The organism is Acidobacteriota bacterium, from assembly GCA_035471785.1.
In the GTDB taxonomy this organism is placed as follows: domain Bacteria; phylum Acidobacteriota; class UBA6911; order RPQK01; family DATIPO01; genus JANQFM01.
Genome location: DATIPQ010000016.1, coordinates 1 through 23,296, shown reverse-complemented (window position 1 = coordinate 23,296; position 23,296 = coordinate 1). Strand labels below are relative to the sequence as shown.

20 protein-coding genes are annotated in these 23,296 nt (G+C 62.6%); 16 read left to right on the top strand and 4 right to left on the bottom strand.

Annotation, left to right across the window (positions count from 1 at the left end):
• Window positions 1-515 precede the first annotated feature (515 nt).
• Window positions 516-1,028, bottom strand: a complete 513-nt coding sequence (locus tag VLU25_02315; protein ID HSR66749.1) for an FxsA family protein — start codon at window positions 1,026-1,028, stop codon at window positions 516-518.
• Window positions 1,029-1,032: 4 nt separating this feature from the next.
• A complete protein-coding gene (gene recN / locus VLU25_02310) occupies window positions 1,033-2,727 on the bottom strand; it encodes a DNA repair protein RecN (protein HSR66748.1) in 1,695 nt (564 codons plus the stop codon).
• Between the two features lie 240 nt (window positions 2,728-2,967).
• Here recN and VLU25_02305 point away from each other — a divergent pair, with 240 nt between their 5' ends.
• The 16 genes from VLU25_02305 (at window position 2,968) to VLU25_02230 (ending at window position 19,262) form a co-directional block, all read left to right on the top strand.
• Window positions 2,968-3,681: a MotA/TolQ/ExbB proton channel family protein gene (locus VLU25_02305; GenBank protein HSR66747.1), complete on the top strand. Its 714-nt coding sequence runs from the start codon at window positions 2,968-2,970 to the stop codon at window positions 3,679-3,681.
• Between the two features lie 12 nt (window positions 3,682-3,693).
• Window positions 3,694-4,119, top strand: a complete 426-nt coding sequence (locus VLU25_02300) for a biopolymer transporter ExbD (GenBank protein HSR66746.1) — start codon at window positions 3,694-3,696, stop codon at window positions 4,117-4,119.
• Window positions 4,120-4,186: 67 nt separating this feature from the next.
• Window positions 4,187-5,020 (top strand): energy transducer TonB, encoded by an 834-nt coding sequence (locus VLU25_02295; GenBank protein ID HSR66745.1) that lies wholly within the window; start codon window positions 4,187-4,189, stop codon window positions 5,018-5,020.
• Window positions 5,021-5,064: 44 nt separating this feature from the next.
• Entirely contained in the window at window positions 5,065-6,423 is a 1,359-nt protein-coding gene (locus VLU25_02290) for a hypothetical protein (GenBank protein HSR66744.1), read from the top strand.
• 79 nt (window positions 6,424-6,502) lie between these two features.
• On the top strand, window positions 6,503-7,276 hold the full coding sequence (gene pal, locus VLU25_02285) for a peptidoglycan-associated lipoprotein Pal (protein ID HSR66743.1): 774 nt from the start codon (window positions 6,503-6,505) through the stop codon (window positions 7,274-7,276).
• Window positions 7,277-7,324: 48 nt separating this feature from the next.
• A complete protein-coding gene (locus VLU25_02280; GenBank protein HSR66742.1) occupies window positions 7,325-8,140 on the top strand; it encodes a tetratricopeptide repeat protein in 816 nt (271 codons plus the stop codon).
• Between the two features lie 118 nt (window positions 8,141-8,258).
• Window positions 8,259-8,681, top strand: coding sequence for a single-stranded DNA-binding protein (locus VLU25_02275; GenBank protein ID HSR66741.1), 423 nt, complete (start codon window positions 8,259-8,261; stop codon window positions 8,679-8,681).
• Between the two features lie 80 nt (window positions 8,682-8,761).
• The gene (locus tag VLU25_02270) at window positions 8,762-9,925 is read left to right on the top strand and encodes a trypsin-like peptidase domain-containing protein (GenBank protein ID HSR66740.1); all 1,164 of its coding nucleotides are present in this window, start codon (window positions 8,762-8,764) and stop codon (window positions 9,923-9,925) included.
• 22 nt (window positions 9,926-9,947) lie between these two features.
• The gene (tsaB, locus tag VLU25_02265) at window positions 9,948-10,640 is read left to right on the top strand and encodes a tRNA (adenosine(37)-N6)-threonylcarbamoyltransferase complex dimerization subunit type 1 TsaB (GenBank protein HSR66739.1); all 693 of its coding nucleotides are present in this window, start codon (window positions 9,948-9,950) and stop codon (window positions 10,638-10,640) included.
• Window positions 10,641-10,653: 13 nt separating this feature from the next.
• Entirely contained in the window at window positions 10,654-11,811 is a 1,158-nt protein-coding gene (locus VLU25_02260) for an MFS transporter (GenBank protein HSR66738.1), read from the top strand.
• A gap of 93 nt (window positions 11,812-11,904) precedes the next feature.
• Window positions 11,905-14,400, top strand: coding sequence for a DNA mismatch repair protein MutS (mutS, locus tag VLU25_02255; protein HSR66737.1), 2,496 nt, complete (start codon window positions 11,905-11,907; stop codon window positions 14,398-14,400).
• A gap of 8 nt (window positions 14,401-14,408) precedes the next feature.
• A complete protein-coding gene (locus tag VLU25_02250; GenBank protein HSR66736.1) occupies window positions 14,409-14,627 on the top strand; it encodes a hypothetical protein in 219 nt (72 codons plus the stop codon).
• Window positions 14,620-14,865 (top strand): hypothetical protein, encoded by a 246-nt coding sequence (locus VLU25_02245; protein HSR66735.1) that lies wholly within the window; start codon window positions 14,620-14,622, stop codon window positions 14,863-14,865. Before VLU25_02250 ends, VLU25_02245 begins: the two co-directional genes overlap by 8 nt.
• Window positions 14,862-16,502 carry a glycosyltransferase family 39 protein gene (locus tag VLU25_02240; protein HSR66734.1) on the top strand — a complete coding sequence of 547 codons (1,641 nt, stop codon included), beginning with the start codon at window positions 14,862-14,864 and terminating at the stop codon, window positions 16,500-16,502. The genes VLU25_02245 and VLU25_02240 overlap by 4 nt, the downstream gene beginning before the upstream one ends.
• A gap of 6 nt (window positions 16,503-16,508) precedes the next feature.
• Window positions 16,509-17,528, top strand: a complete 1,020-nt coding sequence (locus VLU25_02235; protein ID HSR66733.1) for a glycosyltransferase family 2 protein — start codon at window positions 16,509-16,511, stop codon at window positions 17,526-17,528.
• Window positions 17,529-17,537: 9 nt separating this feature from the next.
• The gene (locus VLU25_02230; GenBank protein ID HSR66732.1) at window positions 17,538-19,262 is read left to right on the top strand and encodes a sodium:alanine symporter family protein; all 1,725 of its coding nucleotides are present in this window, start codon (window positions 17,538-17,540) and stop codon (window positions 19,260-19,262) included.
• Window positions 19,263-19,289: 27 nt separating this feature from the next.
• Here VLU25_02230 and VLU25_02225 read toward each other — a convergent pair whose 3' ends face one another.
• Both VLU25_02225 and VLU25_02220 read right to left on the bottom strand, forming a co-directional pair.
• Window positions 19,290-20,831, bottom strand: coding sequence for a radical SAM protein (locus VLU25_02225; protein ID HSR66731.1), 1,542 nt, complete (start codon window positions 20,829-20,831; stop codon window positions 19,290-19,292).
• A 176-nt stretch (window positions 20,832-21,007) separates the two neighbouring features.
• The coding region (locus tag VLU25_02220) for an ABC transporter permease (GenBank protein ID HSR66730.1) at window positions 21,008-23,296 on the bottom strand (2,289 nt) is incomplete at its 5' end.

Here is a 23,296-nt window from a genome sequence, read left to right as displayed (position 1 = left end):
GAGCACCCAGGAATAGTCCCCCACCCTGCCGGAGAAATGGAAGTTGACTCAGCCGCGGATGAAGTCGGCAGTACTCGCAACGCTCACCCGCCCGCTGTCGGACCAATCGGCGGGCTGCGGCATCAACCATTCAGATTGGCCCGCGGCCTGACATTAGGCTGCAAAGGAGCCAAGTTTCCCGAAGTTGCTGACGTGCGCCGTGACGGCAAGGATGAGGCTATCCCTCCATCGCCGCAAGGATGCGCCTCCCACCAGGATGGGGGCATGATGCTGTGTCCAATAGACTGGGAGAGCGGCTGCCCGCTTCCCTGTGCTTGCTGGAGATGGCCAATGCTGGCAGCCAATCGAGAAAACTGCAAAAAATGGGGGAGCGGTTGCCCGCTCCCCGTGCTCGCTAGAGATGTCCTATGCAGGTAGGATTGTCTGTGTAGACGCAAGCTGCTGCGGGATCGTTCCCAGAATTTGCGTTCCGAGCGAAAATTCTTTGGCCTGGAGGTCGCAAAGGCGACGGGCGCTTAGCCCTCGTTGAGGTGGCGGGGGTCGGGATCGGGGTCGGATTCGTATTCGACGTCGTCCTGGTCGACGTCGTAGATAGGACCCTGGCCCGGGGGAGGCGAGGGGCGTCCGGAGCCCGGGAAGCGCACGAAGACGTGGGTGCGGCCCTTCTTGACCGAGTTGGCGAACCAGGCGAAAAGCCACTTGCGCAGGACGCGGCGGCAGGGCGGGATCAAGAGCAGGAAGCCGAAAGCGTCGGTCAGCACTCCCGGCGTCATCAAGACAGCCCCCGCCACCAGGATCAGCACCCCTTCCACCAAAGTAGCAGCAGGCGGACGTCCCTGAGACAGCTCGGACTGCAGTTGCCTCCACACCTTGAGCCCCTGGCGGCGGGCCAGGAAGGCGCCCAGCATTCCCGTAAAGACGATGAGACCAATGGTGGCCAGGGTGCCGATGCGCCTGCCGATCTCCACCAGCAGCATCAGCTCGACGGCGGGAATGAGAATGAAGAGGATGAGAAGGCGTCCCAGCAAGGCGTCACCCCACTCCCGTCTCAGTCTTCTCGCTGTCGGCCCGCTGCAGCAGTTCGCGGGCGTGCTGGCGGGTGGCTTCGGTGACGGTTTCGCCGGCCAGCATGCGCGACAGCTCTTCCACCCGCTGGGAAGCATCGAGGACTTCGATGTGCAAGGTGGTGCGTCCCTGGCGGGTCTGCTTGCCCACCAGCAAGTGACGGGCTGCATAGCAAGCCACCTGGGGGAGATGGGTCACGCAGAAGACCTGGTGATGACGTCCCAGCCGGGCCAGCTTGTCGCCGATGCTGGAGGCCACGCGTCCGCCCACCCCCGAGTCGACCTCGTCGAAAACCAGGGTCTTGGCGTAGGGCTCCAAGGTCAGCACCGACTTGAGGGCCAGGATAATGCGCGACAGCTCCCCGCCCGAGGCGATCTTGGCCAGTGGACGCGGTTCCTCGCCGGGGTTGGGGCTGATTAGAAACTCCACCCGGTCGACCCCGCGCGGACCGGCCCACTGGCCGCCGCTCTCGATGTCGACTTCGAAGACCGTCTTCTTCATGGCCAGTTCGGCCAGTTCCTTCTCCACCGCCTTGGACAGCTTCTTGGCAGCCCGTTTGCGCCGTTGGGAAAGCGCCTGGGACGCTTTCATGAACTCATCGGCCAGCTCCTTTTCTTGGGCCTCCAACTGCTCGGCGCGCTCCTCGCTGTTTTCCAGCTCTTCCATCTCTGGCCCGATGCCTTGGGCGTAGTCGATCAACTCCTCGACGTTCTTTCCGTACTTGCGCATGGCCCGCTGCAGCTCGGCCAGGCGCTGCTCAACGGCCTCCTGGCGCTCGGGGTTGAAATGGATGCCGTCGGAATAGTCTCGCAGACCGAAGGACACCTCTTCCATCTGGAAGCGCAGTTCATCGAGCTTGGCCGCCGACTCCTTCAGGCTTTCGTCGATTTCGGCCAACTCCTGCAAGTTGCGCGAGGCGCGTCCCAGCAGTTCCATGGCCGAGGAGTCCTGCTCGTAGAGGATCTGAAAGGCTTCTATGGAATTGGAGAGACGTTTCTCGGCGGTGGAAAGCAGGCGCCGCTCGTCCTTCAGCTCTTCCACCAGACCCGGACTCAGGTCGAGCTTCTCCAGCTCCTGAGCCTGAAAGCGCAGCGTGTCGAGCCGTTGCAGGCGTTCCTGTTCGCCTTCGCGCAGAGTGCGGATCTTGTCTTTGATCTCCTTCCACTCCTGGTAGAGGCCGGACACCTCTCTCAGGGCAGCGTCGTGCTCGCCGAAGGCATCCAGAAACTCAAGGTGGTTGGAAGGCTGAAGCAGGTGCTGCTGATCGTGCTGGCCGTGGATGTCGACCAGCCAGCTTCCCAATTCGCTGAGCAGTCCGGCGGTGGACAAGCGCCCGTTGATGAAGACCTTGTTGGCGCCGCTCAGCGAGATCTCCCGGCGGACAATGAGCTGGCCGTCCCCGGCCTCCACGCCCGCCTCCTCCAGTTGCTTGCGGACGGGATGGTCCGCGTCCAGTTCGAAGAGGCCTTCTACCTGGGCTTTGTCGAAGCCTTGACGCACCATCTCCTGAGTGGCGCGTCCGCCGGCGGCCAGGCCCACGGCGTCCACCAGGATCGACTTGCCCGAACCGGTTTCGCCCGTGACCAGATTGAGGCCTTCCTGGAACTCGACCTGAAGGCTGTCGATGAGGGCGAAATTTTCGATGGACAGGAACTTCAGCATAGGGCCTGGTGTCTGCCTCCTTGTCGCGTAGCGTCTCCAAGTACAGAGACGCTATCAGCATAGCAGCATCCCCTCTCGCGGCACATCCGCAGAGAGGAGGGTGGGGCGATGGGCTGCAAGACGTGAGTCAGGCGAAATTGGTAGAGTGTTGGAGGTGGAGCAGCGGTTCTTCAGGATCGCCGATGTAGCTTGGGGCGGACCCTCCGTCGCTGAAGCTATGGAGGGCAAGGAGGCAGGATTTTGCACATCGACTCGGTTTTGGCTCAGGGCTTCGGCAGCTTCTGGCAACTGATCGCCAACAGCGGACCCATCGCGCTGCTGGTGCTCTTGATTCTAGTCTTTTTCTCGGTCCTTTCCTGGGCCATCATCGTCAAGAAATGGCGCTTTTACGGACAGGTCGAATCAGAGTCTCAGGACTTTTACGAGGTCTTTAAGAAGAAAGCCAGCCTTTCCGAGATCTACCAGGAATGCGAGCGCTATACCATGTCTCCGCTGGCCGGCATGTACAAGACCGGATACCAGGAACTGCACCGTCAGTTGAGCGCTTCAAAGCAAGGCGAGAAAGAGCATCCCTCGACGGCCACCGCCTTACGCAGCCTGGACAGCCTGCAAAGGGCTCTGGACAAATCGGCACAAAACGAAATGACGGTACTGGAGCGTTCGCTGGACTGGCTGGCCACGACCGGCTCGGTGACGCCCTTCATCGGACTCTTCGGCACCGTCATTGGCATCATCAACGCCTTCCAGGGACTGGGGCAAGGCTCGGCTACCACCATCCAGGCCGTGGCCCCCGGCATTTCAGAGGCGCTGGTGGCCACCGCGGCCGGACTGTTCGCAGCCATCCCGGCGGTCATCTTCTACAATCACTTCATACAGCGGCTGAAGGTCTTCGGGGCCGAAATGGACGATTTCTCGGCCGAAGTCCTCAACACGGTGGAAAGCAGCCTGCTCTAGGAGGGGACGTCGATGGCCTTCAAACCTCAGTCGACCCAGACCCGCCCCTCCATGTCGGAGATCAACGTGACTCCGCTGGTGGACGTGATGCTGGTGCTGCTGATCATCTTCATGGTGACCGCCCCCATCCTGCAGACGGGCATCGAGGTCAACCTGCCCCGGACCACTCAGACCGAGGCCCGCAATCCCGAGCAGCAGGCCGTCATTACCATCAGCCGCGACGAGCGTCTTTTCTATCGCTCCAGCCCCATCAACTTCAATGCCTTGCCGGAACGGCTGCAAGCTGACTTGAACGACCCTGAAGAGCCGGTCTTCCTGCAAGCCGACGAAGACGTGTCCTGGAAGACCATCGTGGCCGTAGTGGATCAGATCAGGCAGGCCGGATTCACGCGGGTCAACCTGGTGACCAAACCCCTGGCCCGTCCCCAGGAGCCCTGAAGGCGATGCCGATGCGTTATGCTCTAGATGCGGCCCGAGAGGACAGGCGCCCGAGAGGGAGAAGGCCATGAAACACCAGTTGTTGAGTTCCCACGTCAAGGACGAGAAGATGAGCCGTCCCCTGCTCTATTCGGTGCTGGGGCACGTGGCTCTGTTGGGAATCCTGCTGCTGGTGGGCGTGCTCTTGCCTCAAGGCGTCATCATCGATCTGGGGTCGGGTCCTGGGGGCGGAAGCGGCGACGCCGTGATTCCGGTGCAATTGGCCACCGAACTGGAGGACGGAGGATTCGGCACCGTCAAGCCCACCCTGACGCCGACGCCCAAATCCGTGCCCCCCGAACCTGAAAAGAAGCCCACGCCGCCCCCTGAACCTCCCAAGAGCGACGAATTCGTGGAAAAGCCGCAGCCTGAGAAAAAAGAGGAAAAGCGCCCCCAGCTTCCCGAGGACCGGCCACCCGTCAATCCGCCCGAGCCTCCCGAGGCCAAACCCGGGGATATCGTCCGCCAACCTGATCCCGGCACGGGGGGAGCGGGCACCATGTCGCCGGGACGCGGCGGCGGACTGGGCAGCGGGGTGGGCGTCGAGGTTGGCGAAGGACGCAACACCGGCCCGGGCATCAGTTCTTTTTACGTCCGCCTGGTGGAGCAGAGAGTGGGCTCCAACTGGCTGCGCACTTCTTTAGGAGATCTGGGCCGTCCCGTGCAGACGGTCATTCTTTTCACGGTCGACCGCAGCGGACGCATCGGCGACATCGAGATGGAGCGCAGCAGCGGCATCCGTACCGTCGACGTGGCGGCCGAACGGGCCGTGAGGGCCTCCGATCCGCTGCCTCCGCTGCCGGTTGAATTCCGGGGGCGTTCGATACGCTTCCGATCCGAATTCAATTATCCTCCCCGCTGAAGGAACGCCTTGCATGAGAGCATTGTGAAAGGACCAACCGCCTTATGAAAAAGGTTTTATTGACGGCATGTTTGATGCTCTTCCCCGCCCTGCTTTGGGCGCAGCAGCAACCGAACCGGCAGGAGGGGCAGCAGACGACCATCCGCCCCGACGCGACCGCCACTTCGACCGTGGCTGTGGCCGATTTCGTGGCCCGCACCTCGGCCAACCGCGCCACCGAGGAGGCGGCTGAGGAGTTCAACCGGGTGCTGTGGGAAGACTTGAAGTTCTCGGCCGTTTTCAAGATGCCCTCCAAGAGCTTCTACCCGCTGCGTCCCATCCGCACCGTCAACGACGTCAACTTCGAGGACTGGCGGGTGCCCACGCTGGACGTCGACTACCTGGCTTTCGGAAACATCCAGGTGGACGTGGGCGGAACCGTGCTGGAGGCCTTTCTCTTCGACGCCAAGACCCAGGAGCAGATCCTGGGACAGCGCTATCGCCTCACCCAGACCGAGCAGATCAGGCGCAGCGCCCACGCCTTCGCCGACAACGTGGTCTTCAACCTCACCGCCGGTGCGTCGCGGGGGGTGGCCCAAACCCAGATCGCCTTCACCTCGGAAAAGGGCGGCAGCAAAGAGATCTACATCGTCGATTACGACGGCTTCAACGAGCGCACGGTCACGGCCAACGAGGGCATCAACAAATTCCCCGACTGGTCCAACGAGAACCAGTTCCTGGCCTTCGTCACCAACCTGCCCGGCTCGGGCCGCTGGGAACTATGGGTGCAGGACCTGGAGGGAGCATCCGGACGGAGCGTCCTGCGCGTGCCCACTTCATACGTCTCCTCGCCTTCCTTCTCGCCCGACGGATCGCGGATAGCCTTTTCGGCCCGGGCCGCCAACAAGTCCGATCCCGACATCTTCGTTTCGCCCCCGGACGGATCGCGCCTCAGCAACCTGAGCAACCACCCGTCCATCGACACGGCCCCCACCTGGTCGCCTACGGGGCGGCAACTGGCCTTCGTCTCCGACCGCAGCGGGACGCCCCAGATCTGGATGATGGACTCGGACGGATCCAACCTGCGCCGCCTGACCACCGAAGACGGGCACTGCGACAGTCCCGACTGGTCGCCCGACGGCCGCTTCATCGCCTATTCATGGCAGGCCCCCAACCAGTGGAAGCACGACATCTTCATTATCGACGTGGGCACCGGAGTGGTCCGCCAGGTCACCAGCGGACGGGGCAGCGCCGAGAATCCCCACTGGTCGCCCGACGGGCGCCATCTCGTCTTCCAAAGCACCCGCACCGGCACTAAGCAGATCTTTATCGTGAACGCCGACGGAGAGAACTTAAAGCAGATCACGGCGTATGGTATAAACGAAAATCCCGCATGGTCGGGCTACAGAAGCCTGGAGCGCTAGGCTTTCCGGGCCTGCTGCGGTTCAAAAAATGGTAAAAGCGGTTCTCTGGGAGGGGGGCGGCTTGGGAGGAGTGCTTCAGATGAAACGTGGAATGACTTGGATTTTCACTGCGACGTTCTTGATTTCAGTGCTGGTCCTGGCGGGCTGTGGGCCGAAAGAGAGGATGGCCCCGGAGCCGCCGACCGACCGTCCCATGCGGGACGAACCCGAACCGACTCCCGCACCTGACCGCCCCAGCATCGACCTCAATGCCGATCCCTCCAGCGTGGAGCGGGGAGGTCAGGTGACCTTGAAATGGACCTCTTCGGAGGCGGATTCGGTGATTATCAGCAACGGCATCGGCAACGTGCAGATGAACGGTTCGCTGGTGGTCACGGTGCGCGAGTCCACCACCTACACCGCCACCGCCAAGGGCCCCGGGGGCGAAGCCACGTCCTCGGCCCGCGTCACCGTGGTCGATCCCGAACCGGTGATGACCAGCAGCGACGAGACCCTGCTTGAGGAGGCCATCAGGGCGGGTCGCGTCAAGCCAGTCTTTTTCGCCTACGACAAGGCCCAGTTGACGGCTCAGGCTGAGGAGACCTTGCAGGCCAATGCCAGAATCTTCCGCGAGTATCCCGAAGCCAACTTCGTCATCGAAGGCCACTGCGACGAGCGGGGCAGCGAAGAGTACAATCTGGCTCTGGGAGAGCGACGCGCCCAAGCCGCCAGGGACTACCTGGTTTCCCTCGGCGTGGCCGCCGGCCGCATGTCGACGATTTCTTATGGAGAAGAGCGCCCCTTCGCCCAGGGACACGACGAATCGGCCTGGAGGCAGAACCGCCGCGCCCACTTCAGCACATCCCGCCGTTAAGCGGGAGACGGCAACTTCAGGGGCGCCTGCACATCACGAGGTGATGAAATGAAAAAATTGTTCACCGCCGCCGCCCTCATCTTCCTGCTGCTGGCCGCCAATGGAGCGGCCGGCACCAAGGAGGAACTGATCCGCCTGCAGAACGACGTCATTCAACTGCAGAACCTGATCCGCACCCTGGTCGACAATCAAGACCGCACCCAAGGCTCGACCCAGGACTTGTTGGAGCAGCTCAACGACCGGACCGCTCAACTCGATGCTTCCATCAAGACCATGGCCCAGGCCATGCGCGATCGAGCCAAAGAGCAGCAGGAGCAGTCGGCCGAGTGGCGCGAGTCCTTTCAGCGCCTGGTGGTCAAGCTCGACGACACCAACAACCGCATCGCCGCCCTGCAGCACAAACTCGAGGAAAGCCAGATGAAGATCCAGTCGGTGCGCAACGCCACCCCCGACATCGGGGGTGCGGCCGAACCCGACCGGGTCTACGGAGCCGCCTACAACGACTACATCATGGGCAACTACGAGCTGGCCATTGCCGCCTTCCGCGATTTCCTGACCCAGTTTCCAGACAGCGAGTACTCCGACAATGCCGCCTACTACCTGGGCGTGAGCCAGATGGAGCAGGGACGTTGCGCGGTGGCCGTGCAAGCCTTCGACGAGGTCATCAACCTCTATCCCGGAGGCGACAAGCTGGTGCCGGCCCGCTACAAGAAGGGCGTCTGCCAGTCGCAGATGGGACGCCGCCAGGAGGCCATCGAGACCTTTCAGGAACTCATCAAGCTGCATCCCGAGAGCGCCGAAGCGTCTCTGGCCAGGAACGAACTGGAACGCCTGGGCGTCGCCCTCGACGAGGACACCCCCTGACCTGCCCCGCTCTTGGCTGCTGTCACCCTCGGGCGGTATCTTGAAGAGCGCCGCGACGGGAAGGGCTGCCCTTGACGCCGGCGTGCAACCAAGATCCACTAACGGCAGGAGCCACGACATGATTAATAAAGCTATTCTAGTCGGCAATCTGGGACGCGATCCGGAGATGCGCTACACCCAATCGGGCACGCCGGTGTGCAATTTTTCCGTCGCCACCACCGAGAACTACCAAGACCGCAGCGGCAACCGGCAGGAGCGCACCGAGTGGCACAACATCGTCACCTGGAGCAAGCTGGCCGAAATCTGCAATCAGTACCTGAGCAAGGGACGCCAGGTCTACATCGAGGGCCGCATCCAGACCCGCGAGTGGACCGACAAGGACGGCAACACCCGCCGCACCACCGAAATCGTAGCCAACGAAATGAAGATGCTGGGCAGTCCCGGCTCGGGCGGAGGAAGCGGTCCCCGCGAAGAGCAGATGGGCGGAGAGAACAGCGACTCGATGGAAGTCGGCATCAAGGACGACGACATCCCCTTCTGAGCCCCGCCCGGGGCTCGATTGCTCATCCGCGGTCTGCTTGAAGGAACTTCCCGGCCCCTCTGTCCGTGTACAATAACGCCATGAGCCGTGCCGATTTCTGGAAGATCGTACTGATCAGCAGCCTCATTTCCAGCGTGCTGGTGATCTTCGCCCTGCGCTGGCCCTCGCCTCCCCAGGCCGAAGCCGGCGTTTCGGGGGCCTGGACTTCCGAGGCCCCCGCCGCACCCGATGTGCCCCTCAGCGAGGACGAGCGCATCAATGTCCGGGTGTTCGAGGACACCCGTCAGGGCGTCGTCAATATCGTCAGCACCTCGATCGAGTACAACTTCTTCCTGCGTCCCCTGGCCCGCCAGGGCGTAGGCAGCGGATTCGTGGTCGACGGCAAAGGCCACATCGTCACCAACTACCATGTCATCGAGGGCGCCGAAGGGCTCGACGTCACCCTCTTCGACGAAAGCAAGTACGAGGCCGAGGTGATCGGCGTCGATCCGCTCAACGACTTGGCCGTATTGCGCATCGAGGCCCCCCAGGAGAAACTGCACCCCGTCCCGCTGGGGAGGAGCGAGGGGTTGGTGGTGGGACAGAAGGTGCTGGCAATCGGCAATCCCTTCGGACTGACCTCGACCCTGACCACGGGAGTCATCTCCTCGGTGGGACGGCGCATCGAGACCGAGAACACCATCATCGACGACATCATTCAGACCGATACCGCCATTAATCCCGGCAACAGCGGCGGCCCGCTTCTCAATACCGCGGGACAGGTGGTGGGCGTCAACACCCTCATATACTCGCGCAGCGGAGACAGCGCCGGCATCAGTTTCGCCGTCCCCGTCGACACCATCAAGCGCAACCTTCCCGACCTGATCGAGAAGGGCGAGGTGCAGCGTCCCTGGCTGGGCGTCCACGGCATCGCCCTCAGTCGCCCCCTGGCCCGCGACCTGCGTCTGCCCGTGGAGGAAGGACTGCTCATCGAGCGCATCGAGGAAGGCAGCACCTTGGATCAAGCCGGACTCAAAGGCGGAGACCGCCGGGTCACCTGGCGCAGGCGCTACCGGCTCATCATCGGGGGAGACGTGCTCTACTCCATCGACGGCACCGTCATCTCCTCTGAAAAGCTGCTCAACAGCGTCCTCAACAATAAGCGGCCCGGCGACAAGGTGACCATCGTCTACATCCGCGAGGGCGAGCGCTACGAGAAAGAGATCGAACTGGTCGGCCGCCGGTCCAGCCGTCGCCGGCTCTAAACCCCTTCACGAGCGGCCCTTCATGTACCTGCTCAGCCTCGACACGGCCACCAACAGCGGCGGAGTGGCACTCAGCCGCAATGCCGAGGTGGTATCCGTGTGGATGTGCAAGACGCCCATGCGCTACTCGGAGAGGGTCATCCCCTGGATTGAGAACGTGCTGGACGCACACGGCTTGCGCCCCCACCAACTGGATGCCCTCGCGGTTGCGCTGGGACCAGGGTCCTTTACCGGAATCCGCATCGGAATGGCCACCGCCAAGGCCCTGGCTCAATCGCTGGAAAAACCGCTGGTCGGGATCTCGACCCTGGAAGCGCTGGCCTACCGCTACCGCTGGAGCGACCGCCTCATCGTTCCCTGGATCGACGCCCGCCGTCAGCAGGTCTTCGGCGCCGCCTATCGGATACCGGGACTGGACACCGAAGAAGTCCTTCCCCCCAGCGTCGACGCTCCCGCCCGATGGCTCAAAAAGCTGCCCGAGGAGCGCTGCCTCCTGGTGGGTGACGGGGCTGAATTCTACCGCTCCACCATCGAGGCCGAGCGTCCCGGCGACCAGGTGTTGGCGGGAGACAACCAAATCGTGGAAAGCCTCTGCCAGTTAGGCTACTTCCGTTACACCAGGGGACGCACCAGCGCGCCCGAGTCCCTGCAGGCTCTTTACGTGCGGCCTTCCGACGCTGAGATCGGACAGACTCCGCAGGGCGCCCGGCCATGAGGAACTTCCTGACATGAAGCTTGTGCTCAGGGTGCTGATCCTCTTCCTGATACTCTTCCTGGCCACCGTCGACAACCAGATGCTGCTGCCCCTGCTGCCGCTGATGGAAGAAGACCTGGCCGTTACGGTCAGCACCTTGGGACTCTTGATCAGCGGATACGCTCTTGCGGCGGCCGTTTTCAGCATTTTCTTAGGCCCTTTCACCGACCGCTACGGACGGGTGCTCTTCTTCCGCCTGGGACTGGGCATCTTTCTGCTCTCGGCTCTGCTTTCCTACCTCACCCCCGGTTTTCTCCCCCTGCTGGGACTGCGCGCCCTCACCGGACTGGCGGCGGGACTTCTCTCCACCTGCACGGCCAGCTACATCGGCGACCAATTTCCCTATCAGTCGCGCGGACGCATCATGGGAATCGTGCTGTCCTCCTACTTCGCCGCCACTATCCTGGGCATTCCCGCCGGTGCCGCGCTGGCCGATTCGGTCGGATGGCGCAGCGTCTTTTTGGCAACCGCCGCCGGAGCCGCAGCGCTGGTGATGGCCTCCTGGCTGCTGCCTTCGGACAAGCGCAGTGGGTCGGAAGGCCGCTCGGTTTCCTTCTCTCCCCGGCAGTACACCCGCTTCCTGGCTGGACGCGATACCCTTGCCGCCCTCTGGGTATCCTTCGCCATCTCGGGCGGGACCGTCTGCTTCCTGGCCTATGTGTCGCCCTATCTGAGCAGCCGCTTCGGCCTCTCCAGCCTGCAGATCTCGCAGATCTTCGCCGTCGCCGGAGCCGCCGCCCTGGTGGGCAGTCCCCTGGCGGGATGGCTCAGCGACCGCCTCACCAAGCGGAGCGTCTTCCTGGTGGCCAATACCGCTCTGGCCCTGCCGCTGCTGGCCCTGACCCTCATCGGCTGGGGATGGGGCTTCTTCGCCGCCGTCTTTCTCATCGGCCTGGGAATCGCCTTCCGCCAGACCGCCCTTCAGACGCTGCAGACCGAACTGGCCGAGACCGAGGGAAGAGGCACCTTCATCGCCCTGCGCAACGGCTTCTCCCAAATGGGCATCGCCACAGCCGTCTTCCTGGGCGGACGCCTCTATGCCGAGTGGGGATACCCTGCCGTCACCGTCCTGGCCGCCTCTCTCACTTTGCTGGCCAGCATCCTCATGTTGGCGGCCGTCCGCCAACGTTGACCCTTGCTGCAAGGGTCAATCCTCCATAGCTTCAGCGACGGAGGGCCTCGGTCAGTCGGCTAGCGACAGACTATCTTGCTACATTAGTAACCCATGCAGCAGCTCACGCCCATGATGCGCCAGTACCACGAGGTCAAGCAGCAGCATCCCGACAAGCTGGTCTTCTTCCGCATGGGTGATTTCTATGAAATGTTCTATGATGACGCGGTTTTAGCCAGCCGTGAATTAGAGATCACCTTAACTTCCCGCAACAACGATAAGAAGGGAAAGCCCATCCCCATGGCGGGTGTTCCTCACCACGCCAAGGACAACTACCTCAACAAGTTGGTCAAGAAGGGCTTCAAGGTGGTGCTGTGCGAGCAGGTGGAGGATCCGAAGCAGGCCAAGGGCCTGGTCAAGCGGGAGGTCACCCAGGTCGTAACGCCGGGGACAGCCGTAGAAGAAGGCCTTTTGGACTCCAAGGAGAACAACTACCTGGCCTCTCTTTACCTGGAGGAGAACGGTTACGGTGCGGCTTTCCTGGACGTTTCCACCGGCGAGTTCTGGGTCAGTCAGTTCCAGGGGCAGGACAGCATCGGCGAGGCGATGGGCGAATTCATGCACTTTCGCCCCCGCGAACTGGTGATGGCGGAGGAGCAGGAAGAACGCCTCATGGCCGCCCTGCCTTCCCAGACGGCGTCACACCTGGTGCGCACTCCGCGGGCTGACTGGCACTTCAATCTCGATTACGCCCAGCGTCAATTGCTGACTCATTTCAAGGTCTCGACTCTGGACGGCTTCGGCATCAGCGGCGCCGAACTGGCCGTGCGGGCGGCGGGAGCGCTCATCCACTACATCCGTGAAACCCGCAAGTCGTCGTTGGGGCACATCACGGGAATGCGCTTTTTCGAGTCGGCCCGCTACCTCAAGCTGGACGAGTCCACGGTCGAGAACCTGGAACTGGTCAGAGGCGCCGACGGCGGACGCAAGTGGACGCTGCTGAGCGTCATCGACCGCACCCAAACCGGAATGGGCGCCCGTCTGATGCGCTCCTGGATGCTGCGTCCCAGCCTCTGCCTGGAGGAAATCGACGCCCGCCTGGACGCGGTGCAGGAGCTGCGCGCCAATGTCGAAGCACTCTCCGGACTGAGCGACGTCCTGAAGGACGTCTACGACGTGGAGCGCCTGCTCTCGCGCGTGACCACCGAAACCGCCAATCCGCGCGATCTGCTTTCTCTCAAGGCCTCGCTGGCCAAGCTGCCCCTCTTGAGCGAGAAGCTGCAGCGGTTCAGCGCTTCCCTGCTCTCACCCTTTCAGGACCACCTGGAAGACGTCGTGGACTTGTTGGAAAAGGCGGTGGACGATCAAGCCTCGGTCTCCATCTCAGACGGCAAGATCATCCGTAAAGGCTTCGACGAGCAGCTCGACGAACTGCGCAGGATCTCGAGTTCGGGCAAGGGTTTCATCGCCGAACTGGAGGCCAAGGAGCGGGAGCGCACCGAGATTTCCAACCTCAAGGTCAAGTACAACAAGGTCTTCGGCTACTTCATCGAGGTCACCAAGGCCAACCTCGACAACGTTCCGGAGCACTACATCCGCAAGCAGACCCTGGTCAACTGCGAGCGCTTCATCACGCCCGAATTGAAGGAGTACGAAGAGAAGGTTCTGGGAGCCGAAGAGAAAATCCTGGCTCTGGAGAGAGAACTCTTTCTTCAGGTACGGTCCCAGGTGGCTCAAGAAGCGCGCCGCATCCAGTCGGCGGCCCGCACCATCGCCCGGGTGGACGTGCTGGCGGCTCTGGCCGACGCTGCCAACCGCTACGGCTATTCCCGGCCCCGCCTCGACCAATCGACCCTGCTGGAGGTGCAGGCGGGGAGACATCCGGTGCTGGAGCTGCAAGGCAACGAGCCCTTCGTCCCCAACGACCTGCGCTGCGACAACGAAGAGAACCAACTGCTCATCCTCACCGGCCCCAACATGGGCGGAAAGTCCACCTACCTGCGTCAGAACGCTCTCATCGTCATCCTGGCTCAAATGGGCTCCTTCGTGCCTGCCGAAAGCGCCCGGGTGGGACTGGTCGACCGCATTTACACGCGGGTGGGAGCCAGCGACAACCTGGCCCGCGGACGCTCCACCTTCATGGTCGAGATGATCGAGACCGCCAACATCCTCAATACCGCCAGCCCCAGGAGCCTCATCCTCCTCGACGAGGTGGGCCGGGGCACGGCCACCTTCGACGGCCTCTCCATTGCCTGGAGCGTGGCCGAGTATCTGACCACCGAAGGCGCCCGGCGCGCCCGCACCCTCTTCGCCACCCACTACCACGAGGTCACCAAGCTGGAGAAGCTCTATCCGGGCGTCAAGAACTACTGCCTCACCGTCAAGGAGTCGGGAGGCGACATCATCTTCTTCCACCGGGTCATGGAGGGGGTGGCCAACAAGAGCTACGGAATCGAGGTGGCGCGCCTGGCCGGCCTGCCACAAGCGGTGCTGGAGCGCGCCCGCGAAGTCCTCACCAAGCTTGAGCGCAAAGACATGGACCTCTCCGGCCGCTCCCGCAAACACCACGCCGAAGAAGTCATCGACACCCTCCAGCAGACGCTCTTCTGAGAGTCGTCATGAATGACCAATTGGCGGTTCCAGGGGATGTGGTTGACAGCCCGGAAGATCTCCTTCTCTCTAAACTCGTATGGGCCAAACAAGGAGATTCCGAGCTTCAGAAGCGGGATATTCGAAACCTGCTAGAATCGGTTCGCGATCTGGATTTCGACTATTTGCGCCAGTGGGCTAAGGAGCTCTCGGTCCATGAATTGCCGGACGAACTGAGCCATGAATGACACCTCTCCTGAAATGCGGCGCCAGTTCCACGAAGTGCTGATGACCCGGACGCCGCAGCAGCGGGTGGCGATGGCTGCCGAGATGTTCGATACGGCCCGGCGAATCGTGCTGTCGAGTCTCCCCTCTGAATGGTCCGAAGCGGACAAGAAAGTCGCGCTGGTCAAACGTTTCTATGGCCGCGATTTGGACCCGGAGTTCATGGATCAGGTGGCTGAGGCGATCCGCGAGTCGGCATGAACCTGAAGCTGGACCAATACCGCGGCTGGCTGCTGGCTTTCTTCTGCCTGCCGCTTTTTCTTTCCCTGGACACCTCCTCCATCTGGGACGCCAACGAGGCCTTTTACGTGCGCACCCCCCAGGAGATGCTGGAACGGGGGGAGTGGATCGTCCCCTACTTCAACGGGGAAACGCGCCTGAACAAGCCCCCCCTGTCTTACTGGTTGGTGCTGGTGGTCTACAAGATCTTCGGAGTCTCGGTTGTGGCCCAGCGCATGGTCATAGCCCTGCTGGCGGCTGCTTCGGTGCTGATCGTCTACGCCCTGGGCAGACGGCTTTTCAATCCCGTGGCGGGGCTGTGGGGGGCGGGGGTATTCGCCACCACTTTTCGATTCCTGATCATCTCGCGCCGGCTGCTCATCGACGTGCTGCTGCTTTTCTGTCTGCTGGCCGCGCTGTGGTTTTTCGTGAACTGGCTTCGTTCGCATAAGCGCAGGGACTTCCTCTACCTGTGCGCCTTTCTGGGGCTTGGCATGCTGGCCAAGGGCCCGGTGGCGCTGCTGCCGACTGCGGCCTTCGGACTCTACCTGCTCATCTCTCGGCGCCTCGACGACCTGTGGAAGGCCCCTCTGCTGAGCGGAGGGCTCTTATTCACGGCCATCAGCGCCTCCTGGTTCCTCCTGCTGGCCTGGCAGCAAGGATGGCAGCCGGTCATCGACTTCTTCCTGGCCGAGAACCTGGGACGCTTTTCCCACCTCGATTTCGGTCCTGACCGGGGACCCTTCTATTACGTGACCGTCTTCATCACCGAGTTCTCGCCCTGGTCCTTCGCCTTCCCTTTTGCCCTCCTGGCCGCCTGGAAGACCCATCGCGCCAAGGGCGAGCCGGCCTTTGGCCAAGAGTGCCGGCCCTACCTGCTCCTGGGACTTTGGGCGGCGGTTTATTTCGTCATTTTCTCCCTCTCCCACAACAAGCAGGAGTACTACATCCTGCCCCTCTATCCCGCCGCCGCAATCATGGTTGGAGTCTTCATCGAACGGGGGATCGACTGGCCCTCCCGCCTGCTGGCCCCCATCCCCCTGCTGCTGGGCGCGGCGGGCTTCGGCATCCTCTCCTGGAGCATCCTGCTGGGCGACGAGTTGCTGCTGGGGCTGGCCCCGCCCGCCCTGCTGACAATGGCGGCGCTGCTGCTGCTGGCAGGACGCGGGCGCTGGGCCGTCCTTGCCATGTCGGCCTTTTATTCGCTGGCCTTCCTGGCCTATCTGGAACCCCTGGAGCGCTATAAACCGGTGCGTCCGCTGTGCCGCAGCATCGAGCGGGCAGCGCCGGGCAGTCCTCCCATCGACTATCGGGCCGGATACTACCGTCTGACTTCGCCCAGCATGGCCTACTACCTCGACCATCCCATCCTGGAGGTCTATGATCCGCAGGAGGCGCTGCAACTTTTCCGTGCCGACCGTCCCCTCTACCTGATCATGCAGGAGGGCGATTTTCATACCTTGCAGGAATTGAGCGGGGGACAACTGCAAATTGTGGATGTGCAGCCGAAGTTGTATACTACCGCGCGAAATCTGAGCCGGGTACTGAGCAGCGATAAGGACGAATCCACTCCCTGGACGCGACCGGTGTATCTGGTAACGAATCAAAGGGGCGATTAACTTTTGCTGGAAATATCGGTCGTCATTCCCGTCTTCAACGAGCGCGAGAATCTGGGACCGCTCTTCCGGCGCCTCAAGTCAGCCCTGGATCCCCTGGGCAAGAGTTACGAGATCCTCTTTATCGACGACGGCAGCAGCGACGGCAGCGCCCAATTGCTGCTCGAGATCGAAGAGAGCGATCCCACCGTGCGGGTTCTGGAGTTCGTGCGCAACTTCGGCCAGACGGCGGCGATCGACGCCGGGTTCCGCCATGCCCGAGGCCAGGTCGTCATCCCCATGGACGCCGACCTGCAGAACGACCCGGCCGACATCCCCCAGATCCTGCGCACGCTGGAGCTGGGCTTCGACGTCGTCAGTTGCTGGCGCAAGGACCGTCAGGACACCTACCTCACGCGGGTGCTGCCTTCGCGTCTGGCCAACGCCCTCATCAGCCGCATCAGCGGCGTCGAGCTGCACGATTATGGCTGCACGCTGAAGGCTTATCGGCGCGACATCGTCCGCCACATCAGGCTCTACGGCGAGATGCACCGCTTTATCCCCATCTTCGCCACTTGGGCGGGCGCCCGCGTCACCGAGATCCCCGTACGCCATCACCCCCGCCGCCACGGAACCTCCAAGTACGGACTGCTGCGCACCTTCAAAGTGCTGCTCGACCTGATCACCATCAAGTTTCTGGGCAAGTACTCCACCAAGCCCATGTATCTCTTCGGCGGACTGGGGATGCTGACCTGGGTGGGCGGAAGTCTGCTCAGCTTCCTGGTGCTTTATCAGAAATACTTCGAAGGCGTCAAAGCCCACCGCAATCCGCTGCTGCTGATCGCCTTCTTTCTCTTCATCGCCGGACTGCAGCTTATTCTCATCGGACTGATCGCCGAACTGATCGTGCGCATCTATCATGAAGCACAAGACAAACCGACCTACATACTGAAGGGCTCGGGCGAGCCCCGCGGGGAGCGGAGCGCCTCCTCCCGGCGGGCCGCCTCCCCCCAGCCGACAACCGCTGACAAGGAACAAACCAGCAGGTAAGAGAGGGCCATGGAAACCGTCGAGTACATCATCCAAACGCTGACCGATTTCATCACCAGCTACATCGTTCCCGAAGAGCTGATCATCGTCACCCTTCTGGGTACCGGCCTATTCCTAACCTTGCGGCTGGGGTTCATTCAGTTGCGGCGCTTCAAACACGGCGTGGAGGTGGCCACCGGACGTTTCGACAACCCCGAAGACCCGGGCGACGTCACTCATTTCCAGGCCCTTACGACGGCCCTGTCGGCCACGGTGGGAATCGGCAACATCGCGGGTGTGGCTACCGCCATCCACTGGGGGGGCCCTGGAGCGCTCTTCTGGATGTGGATGACGGCTTTCTTCGGCATGGCCGTCAAATACTCGGAGGTCACCCTGGCGCTCAAGTACCGCAAGGTGGAGGCCAGGGACGAGACGAGGACCTGGATGGGAACCGTCTCGGGCGGGCCCATGTATTCCATCGAGTACGGAATTCGCGAGCACTGGAAGGTGCTGTCGGTCGTGGCCAAGCCGATGGCGATACTCTTCGCCTTCGGTTTGATGCTGACCAGCTTTCTGACCGGCAATGCCATCCAGGCCAATACCATCTCGGACATGTTCTCCTCCGAGTTCGGCATTAACCCCTGGATCGTGGGACTAACCACCTCGACCTTCATTGCCATCGTCATTTTCGGCGGCATCCGGCGCATCGGGCGCGTCACTTCCATTCTGGCCCCCTTGATGGCCGCCATCTACGTTTTGGGCGCCTTGGTCATCCTCTTTTTTAACGCTGGCGAGGTTCTGCCCACTCTCTCCACAATCTTCACTGAAGCCTTTAATCCCACGGCCGGCGTGGCCGGCACGGGAGCGGGCGTTTTCCTCACCACCATCCTGTGGGGGGTCAAGCGCGGGCTGTTCTCCAACGAAGCCGGACAGGGATCGGCCCCCATCGCCCATTCGGCCGCCCAGACCGAGGAACCGGTGTCGGAGGGCGTGGTGGCGCTCCTTGAGCCCTTCATCGACACCCTGGTCATCTGCACGCTGACGGGACTGGTGTTGCTGACCACAGGCGTCTGGAGCGACACCCACCCCACCACCATGGACTTGGCTTCGGGAGACGCCACTTATATTCTCTACAATGATTTTCGCGAACCGATCAATGTTGATCCGCCCCAAGCCATCATCGTGGTCGACAGTGTGCCCGTCTACGAGGATGATCACGCCGAGTTCGCCTGGCACGACGTGGCGGTGGAACGCTTTTACGTCGACGAGGCCCAGACCCAGCCCTTCAGCGGACGCATCCTGGCCCGGGAAGGAAAAGCCGTGGACGACCAGGGCCAGGAGCACTTCTTCCTCTACGGTCCCGCCGTCGACACCGGCGCCCCGCTGACCGCCCATGCCTTCTCGCGCGGACTGGGAAGCGACGCGGGACGCTACATCGTGCTTCTCTGCGTGGCCCTCTTCGCCGTCTCCACCGCCATTTCCTGGAGCTACTACGGAGACCGCTGCGCCAATTATATCTTCGGCCCCGCCGCCATCATCCCCTTCAAATGCGTTTTCATCGGCTTTCACTTGATGGGAGCGGTGGCCTCGCTCAACGTGATCTGGGACTTCGGCGACGTGGCCTTGAGCATCGTCACCATCCCCAACCTGATTTCGCTGCTTCTGCTCGCGGGCGTGGTGGCCAAGACCACCCGCAGCTACTTCGACCGCCGCCCCTGGCTGACCCAGGGCGTGAACCGCCCCAAGCAGGAGTAGTTCCGGCCCGGAAGCATTCCCAGGTCGCTATGTAATTCTGGCTGCGCCCCGTCTGGCCCGGTGGGCGGCGAAAGCTTCGCGCATAAGTTTGAAGAGGCTGCGGCGGTTCTCGAAGAGCAGTGAAGCCCACTGAAACGAAGTCATCTGGGGAAAATAGATTCCGCGGAAAGCCAGGCGGGTGAAGAACAGCACCGCCCGCTCTTTAAACGGACGTCCCTCGATTTTCCTGAGGGCGCCAGCGATGGCTTCGGCGTCGTAGCAGCCTTGCCAGGCCTCCATCACTTCGGCCTCGGCCTCTTCGACGCTCAAGTTCTTCGGCGTGAAGGCCATGCGGAAGGGACGGAAGTCGAGCCAATGCTTGGGGCGGGTCAGCCTTTCCTGAGACAGCAGCCGGTCGTAAAGCGGAGTGGCCGGGTAGGGGGTCAGCAGTCCGAAGACCGGCAGACCGGGAGGCCACGAGCCGATGGCGTTCAAGGTGTTCCTGGCAACGCCGGGCTGGTCTTCGTCCATGCCGAAGATGAATGAAGTGATGGCGTAAATGCCGCGATCGGCCAGGCGGTCCAGGACTTCCTGGTACTGGGCCGGCTTGTTGAAGCCCTTGTTGACGTCCTTCAAGTTGGCGGGATCGATCGACTCCAGCCCCATGAAGATCCACACTCCTCCGCTTTCAGCGATCAAGTCGACCAGTTCTTCGTCGCGCAGAAGATTCATGCTGATCTGAGCCACCCAGGGCACGCAGGCATCGCGGGCGATCATGGCACGCAAGAGTGACTTGGTCCTCTTCTTGTTGATGGCGAAGTTGTCGTCGATGAAGAAGACGCCGACCTTTCCTCCCTCCTGGGCGGCCCGGGCTTTGAGCCGCAGCAGTTCCTCCACCACGCTGTCGTTGCTGCGAAAGCGGATGGACTTGCCGAAGAAGCCGGTGACGGTGCAGAAATCGCATCCGTAGGGACAGCCTCGGCCCGACTCGATGGGCAGCACGTAGAAGGTGTTCCAGTCCTTGACCCCGGCCTTTTTCATCAGGTAGCGTCCCCAGCCCGGGATCTTGCGGATCAGGTCGAACTGCTTCAGGTCCATGCTCTCCCAGGGGATGCGGGCGTAATCCTCCAGCGAGGGCTTGATCTCCCGGCCCTCGGAGTCCAGCGCCTGGTAGATGTCCTGCATGTTGCCCTGCTCGGCGTCCTGCAGGATCTGCGGCCAAATGTCGTCGATTTCGCCCAGCGCCACGGCGTCTGCGTGGCGGGGTTCGTCCTCGCGTCCGATGGCTTCACCCGGCACCTCGGTGACGTGCGGGCCGCCCATGATGACCAGGGCGCCGGCCTCGCGAATGGCGTCGGCCATGCGGTAGGCCTTGGCAGCAGTCCGGGTCATGGCCCCGATGCCGGCCAACTGGATCTCGTTGCGGCGCACGAAGTCGCCTATTTCGTCCTCGCTCATGGGTTGAGCGTTGCCGTCGATGAGAAAGACTTGATGCTCGGGCGGAGTGAGCGCTTGCAGGACGAACATCCAGAGGTGGGGCATGTAATTGCGTGTCACCTGATTGTCCGGCGTATACAGAAGAATTCTCATTCTGGACCTCCACATTCCTGGCTCATATGTCGCTGCACCGCCTGCGTCAGGAGAAATCCTTCCGTGCAACCGTCAGAGAGACGACTGAACAGGGGCGGGGTCCAGCCCGGACCTTTATAGAGGCTGAAACCCGTAAGGTAGTCTAGCACAAGGACACGCCGACGGCACGGGCCCAATCACTGGTAGCGCATGGCCACCAGGGGGTCGACGGAGGAAGCCCGCCGGGCCGGGACGAAGCTGGCCAACAGGGTCACGATCACCACCCCCGCGGCAGCAGCCGCAAAGGTCAGCGGATCGCCAGGCTGGATTCCGAACAGGGCCGACTCGAGAAGGCGGCCGGCGGCGTAGGCCAGAGGGAGGCCCAGCAGGGCGCCGGCCAGACAAACTTTGAGGCTCTCGCCCAGCATCATCCATAGTACCTGGTCGCGGCGCGCTCCCAGAGCCATGCGCACCCCTATTTCGGTGGTGCGGCGGGCCACCCGGTAGGCCAGCGTCCCATAGAGGCCTACGGCCACGAGAAGCGCCGCCAGCGCACCGAAGAAGAGCGCCAGGCTGGCCAAGACGGTGGCATCGGAGTAGCTCTGCTCGAACTGGGCTTCCTGGGTCATGGGATCCGTCAAGGGAAGCTCGGGATCGATGCGGTTGACCACCCTGCGCACCTCGGGAAGCAGGGCCTGGGGATCGCGGCGCGTCCGCAGCTCGACATGCAGCTTCTTGATCCCCGGCAGTTGCCGGTAGCTGATGTAGGCCATGGGGCGGGGCGTTTCCCTCACACCCGTGTACTTGCTGTCCTGCGCCACCCCCACGATCGAGAAGGAGTGCTCGGGGCTTGACAAGCCCACGTTGCGGCCCAGGGGATCGCCCTGTGGCACATAGGTTTCGACAAAGGTCCGGTTGACGACCAGCACGCGGGAGGTCTCCAAAGTGTCGGAATCTTTCAGGTCGCGGCCCTGCAGGATGGGCACTCCCAAGGTCCGAAAGTAGTCGGGGCCGACGACGTTCCAGCGCAGCACGCTGCGGCCTTGGGCGTCGGTGGCCTGCACGCCGTCGACAAAGACGCTGTGGTTATTGCTCCAGCCCGACCCCAGCCGGTTGCCCATCACGGTCACAGACTCCACCCCGGGCAGGGCGCGAAGCTCGTCGAAGAGCCGGCTGTAAAAGGCAGATGTTTCAGTGTCGCTGTCGCGTTGGGGATCGATTCCGAAGACCAGCAATCGGGAAGCGTCGATGCCCAGATCGACGCTCTGCAGGTTGACCAGGCTGCGCACCAGCAGTCCGGCTCCCACCAGCAGGCAGATGCACAGGGCCATCTGCAAGGCCACGACGGCGCGTCCGCCCCAAAAGCGCGAGCGCTCCTGGTTGGAGGTGGCGCTGGAAGCCCTCAAGGCCTGGCTGGCCGGCACCCGGGCGGCGGCCCGCAGCGGGATCAGCCCAAAGGCCAGGGCCACCAGAAGGCATACCGCGAAGGAGAACCCCAGGACGGTGCCGTCGGGCGCCAGCCCTGTTTCAATCTCGGCCCAGGACGCCAGCAGGCGGGTGGCCCAGGAGGCGAAAAACCATCCCAACAGGCCTCCGGCGAAGACCAGCAGCAGGCTTTCCGTCAGCAACTGGCTGAAGAGGTGGGAGCGTCCCGCGCCCAGTGCCAGACGGAGGCCGAATTCACGCCGGCGGGCGGCATTGCGGGCCATCAGGAGCATGATGATGTTGCCGCAGGCGATCACCAGCACCAGCAGCACCATGGCCATGAGAAGCGTCATGGGATGGCTGACGGCGGCGGTCAACCCCTGCATTCCCCGTACCGACTCGAAGTAAAGCTGGGGAATCGTCTCGTTTTCCTGAGGTTCGGTTTCGGCGTAGACGGTGTTGTAGAAGATAGGCTGCAAACGGGCCAGCGCCTGCTCGCGGGTGGTCTCGGGAGCCAGCCGTCCGATCAGCATGAGGAACCACCAGTTGGGAGTGTCATATACGAACTGGGGACCCTGCACCTGATGTCCCCATGGACCCAGCTCGGGGCGGGTCTGCAAAGGGATCCAAACGTCGGTCTGAGAGCGTTGCACCACCCCGTCGAAGCCGGGCGGCGCTATCCCGACGATGGTAAAAGGCACGCCCTTGATGAAAATAGACTCGCCCAGCACCGACGGATCGCGGGCGAAGCGGCGGGTCCAGAAGGCATGATTGAGGACCGCAACGGGGGCGCGGCTGTTTTCATCCTCGATGTTCAAGGCCCGTCCCCGCACGGTTGTCACGCCCAGTCCGCTGAAGAAGTTTCCGCTCACCATCATCACCTGGGCCGTCTCAGGCTGGGCGCCGTAGCGCAGGGCGATTTCGCCTCCCGTGCTCAAGGGGACGTAAGCCATCAGGTCGGAAAGCGATTGGGAGGCCTGTTGGCGCAACTGCAGGTAGGTGTGCCCCGAGAACGAACTCGACAAGTCTCCGGTCTGGTTCGCGTAATTGGGCAGACTGGT

Coding starts and splice junctions, on each gene's coding strand:
- VLU25_02290 (HSR66744.1), top strand. CDS start 5,065: ATGAAAAAGGTTTTATTGACGGCATGTTTGATGCTCTTCCCCGCCCTG.
- VLU25_02270 (HSR66740.1), top strand. CDS start 8,762: ATGAGCCGTGCCGATTTCTGGAAGATCGTACTGATCAGCAGCCTCATT.
- VLU25_02260 (HSR66738.1), top strand. CDS start 10,654: ATGAAGCTTGTGCTCAGGGTGCTGATCCTCTTCCTGATACTCTTCCTG.
- pal (HSR66743.1), top strand. CDS start 6,503: ATGAAACGTGGAATGACTTGGATTTTCACTGCGACGTTCTTGATTTCA.
- VLU25_02250 (HSR66736.1), top strand. CDS start 14,409: ATGAATGACCAATTGGCGGTTCCAGGGGATGTGGTTGACAGCCCGGAA.
- VLU25_02225 (HSR66731.1), bottom strand. CDS start 20,831: ATGAGAATTCTTCTGTATACGCCGGACAATCAGGTGACACGCAATTAC.
- VLU25_02275 (HSR66741.1), top strand. CDS start 8,259: ATGATTAATAAAGCTATTCTAGTCGGCAATCTGGGACGCGATCCGGAG.
- VLU25_02295 (HSR66745.1), top strand. CDS start 4,187: ATGAAACACCAGTTGTTGAGTTCCCACGTCAAGGACGAGAAGATGAGC.
- recN (HSR66748.1), bottom strand. CDS start 2,727: ATGCTGAAGTTCCTGTCCATCGAAAATTTCGCCCTCATCGACAGCCTT.
- VLU25_02280 (HSR66742.1), top strand. CDS start 7,325: ATGAAAAAATTGTTCACCGCCGCCGCCCTCATCTTCCTGCTGCTGGCC.
- VLU25_02240 (HSR66734.1), top strand. CDS start 14,862: ATGAACCTGAAGCTGGACCAATACCGCGGCTGGCTGCTGGCTTTCTTC.
- VLU25_02230 (HSR66732.1), top strand. CDS start 17,538: ATGGAAACCGTCGAGTACATCATCCAAACGCTGACCGATTTCATCACC.
- VLU25_02245 (HSR66735.1), top strand. CDS start 14,620: ATGAATGACACCTCTCCTGAAATGCGGCGCCAGTTCCACGAAGTGCTG.
- VLU25_02300 (HSR66746.1), top strand. CDS start 3,694: ATGGCCTTCAAACCTCAGTCGACCCAGACCCGCCCCTCCATGTCGGAG.
- mutS (HSR66737.1), top strand. CDS start 11,905: ATGCAGCAGCTCACGCCCATGATGCGCCAGTACCACGAGGTCAAGCAG.
- tsaB (HSR66739.1), top strand. CDS start 9,948: ATGTACCTGCTCAGCCTCGACACGGCCACCAACAGCGGCGGAGTGGCA.